Below are 15,923 nucleotides of genomic sequence, written 5' to 3'. Positions count from 1 at the left end.
ACGTTACATAAAACACTTGTAACTGCCGTTTCACTTACGTTACATAAAACACTTGTAACTGCCGTTTCACTTACGTTACATAAAACACTTGCTGAGAGAAGTTAAATCTACACTGCAAACGATTTACTGTAAAATAATAGTTTTAGCTCGATCTTCATTGACAGTATAAAGGAAGAAGTTTAATGTAATATCTTTATCCTTAATATTTTTAAATGTTTCTACTTGTTTATGTGTTCTTAACACTCCATCATTAGAACGAGTTTCAGCAAAGATTCTTTGGCCATTCTGATAAATAACATTTTGTGTGATACCACCAAATTGCTCGTTCTTACTTTCTGATTCAACAATTAAATCATTACCATTAGAATAGTAGGTAACATCAATTGGATACCCGTTTAATTCTGTTTTTATAGTCTTTGGCACATCAGAAATATTTGTTAGCTCTACTTTGTCTTGCTTTTTAGCTTCATAAGAAACCTTCACATCATTTAAAGTAAGTGAAATTTCTTTATCTGTAATATCCTTTATCAGCCCCTGTGTTTCAAAGGAAATATAATCTGTATAATAATCTCCCAATAATTCTTGCTCACCAATTCGTAATTTAAACTGACGATAATTGAAATGAGCTATATTAGAGTTAGAATCTGTATATTTTTCATCAAAATAAAGCTTCATATTACTCGGTGTAATGACAAGCTCATTAAATTGAAGTTGCTGAGAGCCTATCTCAATTTTTTCGTCTATATCCATAACAAAAGTAGACTTTTTAGCAAGATCCTGATTGTATTGGAAATCTAGGTTCCACGTTTCTGGTTTATAACTTACTGTATCAGTATAACTTAAAAATACGCCTAATTTTTCTACCTCTTCTTTTTGTATCTCTAGTGAATCACTTCTTTTAATGACATTTGCTTGAGGACGTTTATGAGTGACGCCAAAACTCGCAATGGTTTCATCTTGAATTTTATAAGATACATATGCGTCTTCTATGTTATTGGTCTCTTCCAGGTCAATAAGATAATCCAATGTATATTGTCCGTTTTGATATCCATTTGAAGTGAATTCTATTTGTGATATTCCATCTTGATTAATAGTAATCTTTTCAGGGAACGCGTTCGATTGAACTACATTTTTTAACTCTACACTTTTCTGCTGTATCTCCTTTACACCACCAAGTTGAAGTGTAACATCGCTGTTGTGTGGGATTTCCTCATCTGTTTTTAGAATGCCTACTAATTGATCTGTTTCCTGATTATATACTGCGTTAGCCTCCATCTTTATTTCTTTGCCGTCACTTATTTTGAGTAATGCTTGTTCGAAGTCTGCATAATCTATTGGAAAATCGTGATCAATATCTAAGCTAAAGTTAATAGTTGTCCCATTTTGATCTGAAATTACATTATGAATATTTAATACACCAGCTTCGTTTTCTACAGTTTTATTGACTTCCTGTCCAAATCCATTTTCTAAAGAAGTAATAACGCCTGTTCTATTCATATTTCGCATCCAGTCCAAGATTTCTGTTGTATATTTAGCAAATACAGGTGTGGCTGATAAAACAATTGTAAACAAAATGGCAGTTAATATAACTTGTGGTTTATAGCTATGTTTTTTAGTTTTATAATTATGATTTTGTTGTTTACGAACGATTTTATTCCACATTTCATTCTCATTAGGATAATCTACTTGATCGCTCTTCACTTTTTCTTTTATTAAATCTTCCATATTACTCACGATGATCCCTCCATTCAAATAATAAATTTTCATCTACTTGGATAAACTTTTTCGTTAATTTTTTACCTTTAAAAAGCCTCGATTTAACCGTCCCCTCAGGGATTTTTAAAATTTCAGCAATTTCTCTATCTTTACAATCATGCACATATTTCAATACCATTACCTTCCGTATACGAACAGGCAGTTTGTTCATTAAATCGACTAACTCACTTTTATTTTCATTGAGCTGTATTGTTCGCTCAATATTTTGGGTATTGTCAACTCCTATAAATGATAGGAAATCAAAATTTTCTTTTAAAAGCAGTCTGTTCATTTTCTTTAAATAATTTCGAGACATATTCATAGCAATACTAAGTAACCAAGATTTTTGATTTTGTATAGCTCGAAAATCTTCACTCAAAGCTTTTGCAAATACATCCTGACATAGATCCTCTGCATCGTATTTATTTTGAAGCATGTAATAGCAAGCTCTGAAGACGTCTTTATAATATGTTTGAAACAAAACCCTCTCATCGCTAATTTGTTCCACAATCCCACCTCCTTTTCCGTTTTCTACACAAGTAACAATTTAGCATTATAAATAGTTCATTTTTTTAAAAAAACTTTTACAAGGTTTCGTTAAATGATCAAGAAATTCACAAAACGTTCTTATCGAACTTAATTTCAAATCAACATGAGGAACGGATACAAGAAAAATTAGGCCTTAACGCCCATTGAATATGAGAATCAAGCGGTCTAAAAAGTGTTTATGTGTGTCTCAATGATTGGAAGTTTGACACAGCCTTTTAATATTTATGATGGTCAAAGGTTTTAAATTGTAGTTAATTTTACGAATTGTTTTTCGCACCCGGTGCAGGTCACTTCTTTATTTCAACGTGTTCAATCCCAATAATTAAATCATACGTCTAAAAAAGATTGTTTTTTGTCTTTGAACGGCTATTCATTTCTATTAAAATTCAAAGAAATCAATTTAAAATATCGCAATCTAATTTCTTTATTCTATAAATAATTTTATTTATAATAAAGAATACCATTATATAGAAACGAGGTCTTTGCTTTGAATGAACTAAAAAAAGTAAAAATATCGAAGCAACGTCAGATGACGATTCCAAAAGTTTATTTCGATGCATTACAAATGGAGGAAGAAGTAACAGTTGAATTAGTCGATGATGGACTGCTCATTAAACCGGTTCATAAAGTACCTGATGATTTTGCGGAGCAACTGTTGGCGAGTTTAATCGAAAAAGGTTTCAGCGGGCAAGAATTATTGGAGAAATTTAAAGAAGCGACAAACAATACTGGATGGACAACTTTTCGTGCGTTAAATGATGATGACACAATATAATAGAAGAAACTCCAATTAAACGTGAAGGGGCGATTTCAATGAATGATGTACTTCGTGTCGTGCAAGAGAAAAAAGCTTTATTAAACAAGAAACGTCCTTTACCACCCTATACTCTAAAGAGCTTACGTGAGAAGCTACTAGTGGAATGGACATATAATTCCAATGCGATTGAAGGCAATACACTCACGATGAACGAAACAAAAGTCGTTTTGGAAGGTATTACAGTAGGTGGGAAAACGATGCGAGAGCATTTAGAAGTTATAAACCACCGTGATGCGATTGCATATGTTGAGGAAATTGTGCATAAAGAAGAAGCCCTATCCGAATGGCAGATCAAAAATCTACATCGTCTTGTCCTAAAAGGAATAGATGATCACTATGCTGACATATACCGCGATCAACAAGTCTTTATTTCTGGGGCAGCCCATGTACCCCCTGCTCCTTACCTCATTCAAGAAGAGATGGAGAAAATGATGCAGTGGTATGAAACAGAAGGACAAACCTTGCATCCAGTTGAGCGTGGGGCGATGTTACATGCCATTTTTGTAGGGATTCATCCATTTATTGATGGCAATGGTCGTACAGCACGCCTTTTGCTCAACTTAGAATTGATGAAGGATGAATTCCCCCCTGTTGTCATTAAGGTTGTTAATCGTTTATCCTATTATGATGCGTTAGATAAGGCACATACACAAAAGGACTATCACGATTTTATCAAACTTGTTGCAATCGAAGTGGAAGATTCGTTAGATCTGTACTTGAGTGTGATAAAAGATGACTAATAGTAGCTTAGAAATGATAGAGAGTCTACGTCAAAAGCTTATATTCTAAAGAAGAAACTCATACTAAATTGGTCATGATGACATGGAAACAATTCATATTGCTATCGATTCTGACAGTATTATTAGTAACTCTATTGAGACTCCCACCCCTAAAGGGACAAGCTGACTAATGTCAGTGGGATTCCTGAGTAACTAAGCGTTCGCAGTCCATTTCTGTTTTGAACAGCTCTCAAGATTGGGGTATCCCATTACCCCTCCCTATCCAGTGCATATAGCAGATAGGGCTACGCTACTTTTACCATAACGTATAGTTGGTTTCGTTCGATGTGTTTTAGCGTCTTTTTCTTGACGACACATATTGTTTTACCGATAGCATGAATTAGGCTATCGAACCATATACAATATCCAATTTTCAATGAACGAGCGTGTTTTAAAGACTTTTACTTGTCTATACATGAAGGATAACACCCTTTCAGACAATTAAGGTAGCAAAAGCTATCTCTTGTCTGACCTCACTTTCATCCCTATGTCTAAAGACGGGCTACACCCTGCATGGGCTTTCTCGTTCGGAAAATCTGTAAAGGCAATCAATCGAAATGGCGTATCGGCAACAAGTGGGGCAAACAAAATGCACGAGGATATGAAGGACAAGCAGAAGTGTTGGCTTCACTCGTGCTTGAATGCTCCACGCTTGATATCGATAATTGTTCCTAACATCATCTTAACAAAAACTCACTACTGTTGCTTAACTAAACTGCACCGTTAGCCATCCATGAGGCGCAAAAATCAGCTCTTCACCACAGAAAATGAAAGATGATTAAGTTCTTTCATGGGAGTTCAATAAAAAAGAGCTGCCTGTGCAACTCAATGATCTTAAATAACATTTCTTTCATTTAAAACCTCAAAAAAGTTTAGGAACAACTCCTAAGCCTTTCTATTATTGAGTAATGCTTGATTTGAAATCAGATTTTTTTAATGGCTAATTTCACTAAATTTCTCGTTATGACATACTTCAATCATTCTCGTGGGCAATGGCATTTAAAAAAGCTGCCGCCTGTAAAATACAGACAGCAACTTCAACTAGAGTAGCTGTTATGATCTATGCAGCTACAGTAAATATTTTAATTTTCTATTAGTTTTTTTGGCATACTCATTTTTTGAGATGCTTCTTTTTTAAAAATTTCGTAACTAATAAACAGCGATTGGCCCATAAGGACCTTCGATAATTTCTATTTTTGTTTCGAAAATATCTGTCAAAATCTTCGAATCCATAACCTCTTCTACTGTTCCAAAAGCGGCAATTTGTCCATCTTTCATAGCACAAATTCTATCAGAATATTTGGCTGCAAAATTTATATCATGCATAACAGTCAGAATTGTTCTTCCAAATTCATTAGCCGCACGTCTCAGATGCTCCATCATTTGAACAGAACGAGCAACATCAAGGTTGTTCAGAGGCTCGTCCAAAAGTACATATTCAGTCTCTTGGCATAAAACCATTGCTACATATGCCCTTTGTCTTTGACCACCTGAAAGCTCATCTAAATATCGATCTTCTAAATCAGTCAAGTCTAAAAAATCGATATATTTAGAAATAATAGCCTCATCTTCTTTTGTTAATCTTCCCTTTGAATAAGGAAATCGTCCAAATCCAACTAGTTGTCTAATAGTAAGCCTAGTTACAAAATGATTTTCTTGTCGTAATATAGTCAAAATTTTTGCTAAGTCTTTTGATTTAGATCCAGAAATATCCATATCAGCTACTTGAATTTGACCTTCCTCTATATCCAAAAGTCTTCCAATCATCAAAAGTGTCGTAGATTTTCCAGCACCATTTGGACCAATTAAAGAAGTAAAACCCGCTTTTGGTATTTCAATATTCAAAGGTCCTATTTTTACTTTATCAGTATAGAACTTTTTAACATTATCAATTTTTATCATAAAGCCCTCTTCCTTAAAACTACAGTTAAAAATATTATTCCACCAAATAATTCGATAATAACTGAAACTACACCTTGAGCATGGAATACATGATACATCAAAAAGTATGCACCCGTTATTATCAAAAATCCTATAGCAAGAGCCATTGGAAAAATATATCTATGATCATAAGTTGACGCCGCCTGATAGCTCAAAGTCGCTACTAAAAAGCCATAGAAAGTAAGTGGTCCAATCAAAGCTGTTGAAATTGACATCAAAATAGCAACTAATACAAGCGTATAAATTACACTAGATTGATATTTAACTCCAAAAGAAGTAGCAACATCCTTTCCTAGTGACAATATATTTAGATTCTTAGAATGAGCAAGAAGTAGTAATGCTACAATTATTACTATAGGAATTACAATAGGAAAATATGCAGAATCTGCATTGTTAACAGAACCAAACAATCTTGCCTGTAAAATATCAAATTCAGAAGGCGCAAGTAGTCTTCTCATGAAAGTTGACACAGAATTTAGTCCAGTGCCCATAATAATTCCAACTAAAAGCATAAGTTGCAAGTTCCCATATTTACCAGAAAGCAGCCATCCATAAAGGATCAAACTCATCAAGACCATAACAACAACTTGAAATAAAAATGATCCAATTCCACTAAAATTTATCAATGCACTAGCACCAAAGAAAAATATTGTACTAGTATGAATTGTTGAGTAAAGTGCTTCGAAACCTAAAAGCGAAGGAGTTATAATCCTATTATTCGTAATCGTTTGGAAAGCAACCGTCGACAAACTCTGACAAACTGCAGCAATAATCATTGCAACAAGAGCTACTATCCTTCTCATAACAACTGGGATAAAAGAAGGTGAATCTACTGGAACTGGATTGTTATAAACTAAAAGTCCATATGAAGAAAGGATGCCCAAAGCAATCAATGTTATTAGCAAAATCCAATAACGTCTTTCTTCCTTCTTAGAACGAAAAGCCCTAGCTGATCTATTATCATTATGAAGGCTAGAATCGATTTCGACATTTTCTTTATTTCTATCTTCCAATGTGTTCATCGGTGCCTCCTTGGTTTTCTTTGTCTCAATAAAATAGTAATAAACACGACTGACCCCACTGTTCCAAGTATTAAAGAAACAGGTACTTCAAAAGGCATTATAATTGTTCGAGAAATTATGTCACAGGCAGTTATAGTCCCCATTCCTATCACACATACCCAAGGTAAATTACTCCTAAGATCATCGCCTCTAAACATTGAAACAATGTTTGGGACAATTAAACCCAAGAAAGGTAAGTTTCCAATAACAGCTGCAACAATTCCAACTGCAAAAGAAATGAGAACAGTCCCAAAAAGAACAATCCTGTTGTAATTAACACCAAGGCTTGTTGCGATATCTTCTCCTAGTCCAGCTAAAGTCAATCTATTAGCATAAATAAAAATAAGCAAAGTAACGATAACAATTAGCCATAAATATTCATATCTTCCCACCTGAACAGCCGCAAAAGAACCTACAAACCAAGTTTCAATACTTTGCGTCATTTGAAAAAAGAGTCCCATAAAAGTGGACACTGCAGAAATAACTGCTCCAAGCATCAATCCAATAATCGGAACAATTAAAGACGAGCGAAGTTTAACTCTTCTTAAAAATAAAAAGAAAATCATAGTTCCTATAAAAGAAAAAATGATTGCACCAGTCATTCTTAGTACTAAAGTCGGAGCAGGAAATAATAAATAAACAAAAAGCAGCCCTAAACCTGACCATTCAATAGTCCCTGTTGTAGTAGGTTCAACAAAACGATTCTGTGTGATCAGTTGCATTACGAGTCCTGCCATTGACATTGCAGCTCCAGTAAGCATTAGTGCAGCTGTTCTCGGAACACGAGTTATGAAAAACATCTCCATTCCATCCTCTTGTCCACGTATATCATACACTCCAGTAAACAGTGATATAATGCCTAAAATAATAACAACTATAATCGCTAATATAAAAGGTTTTGTCCATATCTTATTGTAGTTATAAAACTGGGGTTGAGAATTTATCTCAACCCTAGAAGTTACATTTTTCAGCACTATTTTATACTCCTTTACACTACTTAGCTTTAGCTAAAGTATTTGCAAGGTTTTCAAACAACTCTATATAAGTCTGAATCGATTCATTTGTGTAAGTATCTGCTGGTGCATAAACAATATGTTTTTTAGAAACAGCAGTTGTTTTTTGAAGAGCAGGTGAGTTTGCAATAACATCCTGAGCAGGAACTGAATCTTCTTCACCAGATATTGCAGCATCACGATCTAATACGAAAAGCCAATCAGGATTACTTTGTGCAATAGCTTCAACAGAAACTTCATCACCTTTATGATCTGAAGTAGAATCGGCAACTTCTAATGCTGGTGCCCAACCGAAAATTTCATACATTGGTCCCCAAACACGTCCAGAATGAGGAGCTGAAAAACCAATATCCCCACCACCAACGATAACACTCATAACTTTATCTTTTCCATTATAAGCAGATTTAGCATCTTCAATAACTTTATCAAAATCAGCTACCACTTGTTTAGCTTCTTCATTTTTATCGAAAATTTTTCCTAAAGCAATTGTAGAATCTTTAAGTCCATTTACTAAGTTTTCCCCAGGCGTAGCAGCTTCCTCAGAAACATCTACATTAAGATCAATAACAACTGCATTTGGCACTAATTTTTTGATCTCTTCGTAATAGCCAGCAAATCTTTGGCCGATGATTACAAGTTCAGGGTTTGCAGCTGCTATAATTTCAAGATTTGGTTCGCGGTGATTTCCAATATTTTTAACTGAATCGTCCTTTACATATGGTGAATCCGCAGGCATTACATCCTTTGGAACAGCCACTAAGTCAATTTTCCAATCAGCTAAAGTTTCAAAAGTTCTATTATCCAAAGCAACTACATTCTTTGGATTTACAGGAACAGTAACAGTTCCATGAGCATCAGTGATTTCAACCGTCGCAGGTTTAGCAACCTCTTTACTTCCATTATCTTCATTAGACTTTGACTCTTGATTAGATTTATTACTTGAATCTGAACAAGCTACTAACATCAATGTCAAAACTGCGATAATACCAACAAATTTTAAAAACATAGATTTCTTCATACATATACTCCTTATGTAATTTATTTTGAGAATGATGAATTCTATAGATTGAATTGGATAGTAATTGCTACCCTCTCAATTGCTATTGATAATCATTTTCATTTGGTCGTTCTGTGGAATAGTATAGTCTTTAATTCTGTGAAAATCCTGTGAAAGATATAAGTTTATAAAAAAAATTGCGTTCAAGCATAGATTGGCTACATAAAAGTTATACGTGAAGTATTCTTTTTATAGTTTCCGTCTCTTTAAAATATCTTTTAGAAACTGTTTGGTTATCAGATTTAATAGAACAAAAAAAACGAGCAAAACTGGTTGAAACTGTTTTACTCGTTTTTTTTCGATTATGTTTATTATTGATTACTGTGACAAACTGTACTTGACCTATTATCTTATTTTTACTAGTCAATCATTGAATAGCCCCTGCCATGGATTGTTTGAATATATCTGTCTTTCTTCTCGCACTTTAGCTTTTTTCTTAAATACCCAATATATAAATCCACTACATTTGGATTAACTGCTACGTCATATCCCCAAACCTGGTTCAAAAGCATTTCACGGCTCAATATTGTATTTTTATTCTTGATTAAAAATACAAGTAAATCATACTCGCGATTAGTAAGCGGGAGATTTTCGCCACCTTTTGTCATAATATTGCGGGATGCATCCACGAAGAGATCTTTAAACCGAAAGTAATCAGTCTCGATTGGCTGGATTCTGTCCCCTCTTCTTAAAATAACTTTTATCCTTGCTACTAATTCTTCTTTCACAAACGGTTTTCTTATATAATCATCTGCTCCTGCTTGTAATCCTGCTATGCAGTCCTTGCTGGACACATTGTCGGTCACAATGATTATTGGGGTCGTTTTAACAGCCCGTATTTGTCTGCAAATTTCCGGTCCAGATATACTTAACGAATCCCAATCCAATATGATAATATCCCAATCTTGCTCAAATACTATATTTAAACCTTTATTTTCATTGTGAAGTGTTAAAATGAAATAGCCTTCTTGCTTTAAACCGCTTCCGATTTTCTTTGCTAAAGACCGTTCATTCTTAATTACCAACACCTGCTTCACCTATGGTTCACCTCTACTTCATTACATAAAATAATTTATCACAAAAAAGAATATCTGATATATACATCTTAAATTTCTAAAAAACTATTATAACAACTCATAAGTATAAATTTGGGATAATTTACAACAAATATGTATAAAATGCATTGGATATGGTTAAACGGCGCGACACCACACTCATTTGTGTATTAGGTATCTTCATGCTGGCATAAATTAATCAAATAACCCCTAAAATGCGAATAGGTGGACATATGGATTCTAGTCTACTTCCACAATAACGATAATGATTATCATTGTCAATTAAAATCAGATCCATCTGTACTACTGGTGGTATAATCTGTATGTACCAAGTGGTCTGCTTCCTCTTTTATCCATAAGTATTTTTCCTGGAAATAACTATTTTCATATTACACCGCTTTTATTTTATTAATTCTTTTTCAATTATCAATCCATACTGCCTTTCACCTAGGTCAAAATATTGTAGCAAAAATTTATAACTTTCTTCATATTGCTGTATCTCACTAAAGATTTCCGTACACTTCTTATTCAATTTGGCAACAACAGCTTCAATATCTTCAACAGTAAATGCAATATGTCGGGTACGCAGTGTATTTGCAAAGGGTTGCTGAATATCTTTTTCATCTGACGGTGTATAAAATTTGATGAGCTCTATCCATGTCTGACCGTCAGTCGTTCCCAATCCTACACACGCTACTTTAACTTCATTAAGCCCAACTGCATATCCCATTAACTCTCCTTCCATTCCCCTTTCACCTCAAGTCCAAAATCGAGAAAAAACGCTTTTAGGGCAGAGAGATCATTTACGATTACACCTACATGATCTATTCTTTGGATCTTTAAATTTCATACCTCCATTGTTTCTGTTATTTTGCAATATCACCTAGATACTAAAACTCCCTTTTTGAAGTCGTTTTACAAAACAATCCATTCCATCCAATAAAACTATCACGCTCGTTAAGCCAGTTATAAAACGGTACTGGACGCTCACTATTTGCTGTTTCTTCTATAGATGATGAATTAATCGACTTCTTATCTAAACGCTCAACAGCCTTCTTGCTGGTACACGCATTTATATGCCGTGCCTCAAGATGATTTGTCACCAAAAAAGACAGATTTACAAAAGAAATTTGCCATATTTTCATTTTATCTACCCTTATTCTCTATACATGGTGGGGAAAAAAAGGACCATCCATCACGGATTGAACCTATGTTCTCTTCTTTAATTTTAAAACTTATATTAAAATAATTAACTTTTTTCAATGGTAAACCGTCTAATTATTGGTAACAACTAATTTTTAAAATACAAGGAGAAATAAAAATGAAAAAACCGATTAAAAAAACTTGGATGATTGCTTCTGCACTTACTATAGGAATGGCTGTTCTAACGCCACTGCAAGCAGGCGCTACATCTGCTGAAAAACAATCGAAGCATCCGTTCAAAAGGAACAACAAATTAAAGGGACTATTAAAGACATCTCCTTCGATGGAATAGACATTAAAGGAATAGATGGCAAAAATTATTTCATCAATTTAAATAATTTTTCTACAGAACAACTAGAAAAAATGAACTTAGTTGAAGGACAGGAAATTTCTGTTGAAGGTAGCGTTGTAGAAAATTATAATGCCTTCTATACATTTGAAGATGAATCTATTTGATTTGTTGTACTATTTTTATATACCTTTAATCAAAAAACTATTCTAATTACTCATACTTTATATACAAATCGCGCTTTTCATTACTGGAAAATAATAAATGATCTATTGGTTGTCCTGAAGTATAATTAGCTAGGTTTTTGTTTTACAACTGCAACAACAAGAAGTTAGGAGAGAATTCCATGAAAAAAACAGTATTAACATTCACACTTGCAGCATCAATTCTTGCATTAGGCGCTTGTAGTAATGATTCAGCAACTAATGACGAAGTAATCGCTACTTCTAAAGTTGGAGATATCACTCAAAATGATTTATATGAAGAAATGAAAGCATCTATAGGAGATCAAGCATTTCAATTTCTAATGATTAAAAAAGTACTATCAGCGAAATATGAAGTGACAGAAGATGAAATAAACGATCAATTAGAAGCTGACAAAAAGCAATATGGCGATAACTTCGAAACCGTCATTGCACAACAAGGAGATACAGAATCTTCGTACAAAAAATCCCTAGAACTTAAATTGATGCAAGAAAAGGCATTAGTTGAAGATGTGGAAGTAACAGATGATGAAATTAAAGCTGAATACGAAAAAACCAAAAATGAAATCCAAGCTCGTCATATAGTAGTAAAAGATGAAGAGACTGCTAAAAAGGTGAAAGCGGAACTTGAATCTGGAAAAGATTTTGCAAAAGTTGCAAAAGAGTATTCTATTGAACAAGCAGCACAAACAACTGGTGGGGATTTAGGTTGGTTTAACAAAGCAACTAATATGGATCAACAGTTTTTAGAAGGTGCTTTCGCATTGAAAAAAAACGTTATCAGCGATCCGATTCAATCTAGCTTTGGCTATCATATCATCGAAGTGACGGACAAGCGTGAGATTAAAGAATCATACGAAGATAAAAAAGCCGAGCTTGAAAAGCAATTAAAGCTAGCAAAAGCGGATACTTCAACGCTATTAACAAAAGTAGCGAAAATGATGAAAGATGCTGATATCAAGATTAAAGATGAAGATTTAAAAACAGCGTTAGATAAGTTTTTAGCTTCTGCTGAAACAGATACAACGACTGAAGATGCAGATACATCAACAGAAGAAAGTAAATAATTATCCATACAAAAGCGTAAGGGCATAAGCCTTTACGCTTTTTGTATGCTTTAAGAAATAATAAAATCTATTGCATGTGGATTATTCTTCTTCCAGGCTCCACCGCCTTGCTTCTGCGCAAGCTCGAACAAAATCGCTTGTGGTGGCTTAAAAGCTGCCTCCTTGCTTTTGATGTTATTTCAAATGTAGGTTTATAAAACGAACGGTTTTCTAATGAGAATAAACGTTCAGTAAACTCTCCAGTATTTGTTTTGTCTAATGCAATCTGGATCTTTAATCCTTGTCCGAACAGTATGTATCTTCTCCTATTTCCTAAGTAATCCAGTTAGTCAGCATAGTCATCCAATTTTTCTTTTGAAATAACAAGGTCTGAATAAATTCCCTCTAATTTTCTCAACCACACACCCAAAAAATGTTTTTTTTTAGAGCATAGACTCAAAACGTTTGTTTCGAGATAAAATTGAACTAGTTTACTTACTTATCAAAAGGTATATTTTGCTGCATAAATACAAACTTAGGCTTTTGTATAAATGAAAGCTCTAACTATTCCAATAGAACGGTCCTCTAATATTATACATATCATTACACATCAGGGATTTACATCACAAAAGTTCCTATAGGGATATTGGTATTCCATTTTATTCACAAACTATAACTTTTCCCCCATTTCACACGTCTAATAGTAGTATACAATTTGAAAATGTTAAAAAGGAGCTTCTTTACACATGAAAACAAGAAATACATTTCAACATGAAGAGGTGTTTGTTCAGTTTATTCGTGAACAGAAAGAACGATTTTATCTGCTCGCGTATAACTATACGAAAAATGAACAGGACGCACTAGATGTTGTACAAGACAGTATTCAAAAAGCAATGCTTTCTCTAGATCGACTAGAAAATGTCGAGTATCTGAAAAGCTTTTTTTATAAAACCTTGGTACGTACAGCCATTGATTTTTTACGTAAGCATAAACGTTTACAGGTGACAGACGATGATACATTGCAATATTTAACACCTGCTCAAGAGGATGTCTATGAAAATGTTGATTTAGAACATGCGTTGGACGAGTTACCCCAAATATATCGCGAAGTTGTCATTTTACACTATTTCGAAGATTTAAAGCTCGCTGATGTTGCTAATATCCTGAATATTAAGCTGAGTACTGCCAAAGCTCGTCTTTATAAATCGTTAAAACTCTTGAAAATACAACTACAAGATGTGAAGGGAGAAACAGCACATGGATGAAAAATTAAAAGAATTAGAAAAGCAATATAATGAAATACCTATCCCAAAGGAGCTTGATTTTGTGGTTGAAAATGCACTTAAGCAAGGTAAAAAGAAGAAAAAAAATCGAGCACCTCAATGGTTACTTGGATCTGCTGCGGCTGCTATGCTTTTAACAGCTGGTTTAAATGTCAGTCCTGCAATGGCACGTACACTTTCTGAAATTCCAGTAGTTGGTAGTGTTGTCACGGTATTAACATGGACTGAATATGAAGTAGCTGAAGACACATACGATGCAAACATTAAAGTACCTTCTATTGAAAACCTAGAAAATAAAGAACTTTCAAATGCTTTAAATGAAAAATATCGTTCAGAAGGTAAGGCTCTATTTGATAAATTTATTCCTGATGTTGGTGTTATAAAAACAAATGGAGGTGGTGTTTTAGGTGTTGATAGCGGCTATGAAGTGAAAACAGATAATGACCAAATCTTATCAATCGGTCGCTATACGACCACTACAATTGCATCGTCTTCTACAGTTATGCACTATGACACAATTGATAAAAAAAATGAAATTCTAATTACATTACCAATGCTATTTAAAGATGACAATTATATTAAAACTATCAGTGAAAACATTAAGGACCAAATGCGGGAACAAATGGCTATACCTAACTCAAGAAAAGTGTACTGGGTAAAAGGCGCAGGTCTTTCAGATGAAGAATTTATGGACAATGACTTTTCATCCATTAACGCAGACCAGCAATTTTATATTTCTGATAAAGGTAAACTTGTTATCTCCTTCGATGAATATGAAGTAGCGCCTGGCTATATGGGTGTAGTGGAATTCGAAATCCCAACCGATGTCATAAAAAATGATCTTGTAAGTACTAAATATGTTCATTAAATTGGAGTAGAGAATTGCAATTTTCAGATAAAAAACATTCTTTAATAAGAGTATACTTTGAATTACTAAATATACCAATAAAATAAAAGAAAAAAAGTCCAGGCTCAAAATTAATTGAGTACCGATAATGCTATTGGTGGCGGTACTGCAACTTTAACAGCTTTAGGACAAATAACAGCGATCTTTGTTGGTGGAGGAACAATCATTCCCTGGGCATTAATCCCGGCTGCTACCATTTGTAATGTTAGCCCCTTCGAGCTTGCGAGGCGTAATTTATTACCCGTGGCGATTGGTCTTGTGGTTACAACCATTGTGGCGGTGTTTTTAATATAACATTGTAAAAGCGGGGAACTCTTTTAGTAGTTTCTCGCTTTTACATCTTCCATACAATCCCATGGTATAATTTAACTATACCAATTTGAAAGGGAGATGACTTCAATGAAAGTTTCCTATTGGCGTGGTGAAAAAATACGATTAAGGTCGCCCAAGTCTGAGGACAATCATATATTTAAAAATTTAGATGACGACATACTTAAAAACCTTGATTCAATCGCCTTTCCTCGGACAAATCAGCAAATTGAAGAATGGATCAATGAAATATCACAAGGAGTATCTACAGAGAGTGATGATTTTTACTGGATTGCGGAGGATGCATCAAACAATGTCGTGGGGACAATTGAGGTTTCTGGTTGTGATGCAAAGAATGGGACCTTTGATTATGCTATAACGGTATTTCCCTCGCATAGAGGAAAAGGGTATGCAAAAGATATGATTTTAACGATTTTAAAGCATTATTTCTTTGAACTTCGCTATCAGAAAGCAACCATTTGTGTTTATTCCTTTAACGTATCTTCTATAGCTCTACATAAAAAACTACGATTTGTAGAGGAAGGCAGATTAAGAAATATGATTTATACAAATGGTACCTTTTATGACGAGGTCTATTTTGGGATGACCAAGGATGAGTTTAATAAAATACATTCTAATTAGTAAAAGATGACTTC

Annotated in this window: 16 protein-coding genes and 1 pseudogene; 8 read left to right on the top strand and 9 right to left on the bottom strand. The window is 34.0% G+C overall.

The annotated features are described in order from the left end of the window. Positions 1-123: 123 nt before the first annotated feature. Together ACFCYJ_RS24100 and ACFCYJ_RS24095 are read right to left on the bottom strand one after the other, a co-directional pair. A complete protein-coding gene (locus tag ACFCYJ_RS24100) occupies positions 124-1,725 on the bottom strand; it encodes a DUF4179 domain-containing protein (protein WP_376078021.1) in 1,602 nt (533 codons plus the stop codon). 1 nt (position 1,726) lies between these two features. Continuing rightward, on the bottom strand, positions 1,727-2,263 hold the full coding sequence (locus ACFCYJ_RS24095) for an RNA polymerase sigma factor (protein WP_376078018.1): 537 nt from the start codon (positions 2,261-2,263) through the stop codon (positions 1,727-1,729). Between the two features lie 528 nt (positions 2,264-2,791). Here ACFCYJ_RS24095 and ACFCYJ_RS24090 point away from each other — a divergent pair. Both ACFCYJ_RS24090 and ACFCYJ_RS24085 read left to right on the top strand, forming a co-directional pair. Then, positions 2,792-3,079, top strand: a complete 288-nt coding sequence (locus ACFCYJ_RS24090) for an AbrB/MazE/SpoVT family DNA-binding domain-containing protein (protein ID WP_376078015.1) — start codon at positions 2,792-2,794, stop codon at positions 3,077-3,079. A 38-nt stretch (positions 3,080-3,117) separates the two neighbouring features. Continuing rightward, complete coding sequence (locus ACFCYJ_RS24085) at positions 3,118-3,861, top strand: Fic family protein (RefSeq protein WP_376078013.1); 744 nt, start codon at positions 3,118-3,120, stop codon at positions 3,859-3,861. A gap of 1,188 nt (positions 3,862-5,049) precedes the next feature. Here the strand turns inward: ACFCYJ_RS24085 and ACFCYJ_RS24075 are convergent. The 7 genes from ACFCYJ_RS24075 to ACFCYJ_RS24045 form a co-directional block, all read right to left on the bottom strand. Then, positions 5,050-5,802 (bottom strand): iron ABC transporter ATP-binding protein, encoded by a 753-nt coding sequence (locus tag ACFCYJ_RS24075; protein ID WP_376078007.1) that lies wholly within the window; start codon positions 5,800-5,802, stop codon positions 5,050-5,052. After that, positions 5,799-6,863 (bottom strand): iron chelate uptake ABC transporter family permease subunit, encoded by a 1,065-nt coding sequence (locus ACFCYJ_RS24070; RefSeq protein ID WP_376078004.1) that lies wholly within the window; start codon positions 6,861-6,863, stop codon positions 5,799-5,801. The genes ACFCYJ_RS24075 and ACFCYJ_RS24070 overlap by 4 nt, the downstream gene beginning before the upstream one ends. Continuing rightward, positions 6,860-7,876, bottom strand: a complete 1,017-nt coding sequence (locus tag ACFCYJ_RS24065; RefSeq protein ID WP_376078001.1) for an ABC transporter permease — start codon at positions 7,874-7,876, stop codon at positions 6,860-6,862. Before ACFCYJ_RS24065 ends, ACFCYJ_RS24070 begins: the two co-directional genes overlap by 4 nt. Positions 7,877-7,895: 19 nt before the next feature. Then, positions 7,896-8,933: a siderophore ABC transporter substrate-binding protein gene (locus ACFCYJ_RS24060; protein ID WP_376077998.1), complete on the bottom strand. Its 1,038-nt coding sequence runs from the start codon at positions 8,931-8,933 to the stop codon at positions 7,896-7,898. A gap of 398 nt (positions 8,934-9,331) precedes the next feature. Then, positions 9,332-10,009 carry a response regulator transcription factor gene (locus ACFCYJ_RS24055; protein ID WP_376077996.1) on the bottom strand — a complete coding sequence of 226 codons (678 nt, stop codon included), beginning with the start codon at positions 10,007-10,009 and terminating at the stop codon, positions 9,332-9,334. Positions 10,010-10,427: 418 nt separating this feature from the next. Beyond that, positions 10,428-10,772 (bottom strand): VOC family protein, encoded by a 345-nt coding sequence (locus tag ACFCYJ_RS24050; RefSeq protein ID WP_376077993.1) that lies wholly within the window; start codon positions 10,770-10,772, stop codon positions 10,428-10,430. Positions 10,773-10,917: 145 nt separating this feature from the next. Then, entirely contained in the window at positions 10,918-11,172 is a 255-nt protein-coding gene (locus ACFCYJ_RS24045; protein WP_376077991.1) for a hypothetical protein, read from the bottom strand. A gap of 176 nt (positions 11,173-11,348) precedes the next feature. On the opposite strand from ACFCYJ_RS24045, the gene ACFCYJ_RS24040 reads away from it, so the two are divergent. From ACFCYJ_RS24040 to ACFCYJ_RS24015, 6 genes and pseudogenes are all read left to right on the top strand, one after another. Then, the gene (locus tag ACFCYJ_RS24040) at positions 11,349-11,522 is read left to right on the top strand and encodes a hypothetical protein (protein ID WP_376077989.1); all 174 of its coding nucleotides are present in this window, start codon (positions 11,349-11,351) and stop codon (positions 11,520-11,522) included. A 343-nt stretch (positions 11,523-11,865) separates the two neighbouring features. Beyond that, positions 11,866-12,789 (top strand): peptidylprolyl isomerase, encoded by a 924-nt coding sequence (locus ACFCYJ_RS24035; protein ID WP_376077987.1) that lies wholly within the window; start codon positions 11,866-11,868, stop codon positions 12,787-12,789. 725 nt (positions 12,790-13,514) lie between these two features. Further along, positions 13,515-14,033 carry an RNA polymerase sigma factor SigV gene (locus ACFCYJ_RS24030; RefSeq protein ID WP_376077984.1) on the top strand — a complete coding sequence of 173 codons (519 nt, stop codon included), beginning with the start codon at positions 13,515-13,517 and terminating at the stop codon, positions 14,031-14,033. Then, positions 14,026-14,919, top strand: a complete 894-nt coding sequence (rsiV, locus tag ACFCYJ_RS24025; protein ID WP_376077982.1) for an anti-sigma-V factor RsiV — start codon at positions 14,026-14,028, stop codon at positions 14,917-14,919. Before ACFCYJ_RS24030 ends, rsiV begins: the two co-directional genes overlap by 8 nt. A gap of 129 nt (positions 14,920-15,048) precedes the next feature. After that, positions 15,049-15,252: pseudogene (locus tag ACFCYJ_RS24020) on the top strand (hypothetical protein); the annotation flags it as partial. Between the two features lie 105 nt (positions 15,253-15,357). Then, positions 15,358-15,909, top strand: a complete 552-nt coding sequence (locus tag ACFCYJ_RS24015) for a GNAT family N-acetyltransferase (protein WP_376077979.1) — start codon at positions 15,358-15,360, stop codon at positions 15,907-15,909. Positions 15,910-15,923 lie beyond the last annotated feature (14 nt).

Origin of the sequence: Lysinibacillus sp. NPDC056232 (assembly GCF_042267565.1) — a bacterium.
In the GTDB taxonomy this organism is placed as follows: domain Bacteria; phylum Bacillota; class Bacilli; order Bacillales_A; family Planococcaceae; genus Lysinibacillus.
Note: the sequence above shows the minus strand (reverse complement) of the source record. Positions and strands in the feature narration are given on the sequence as shown.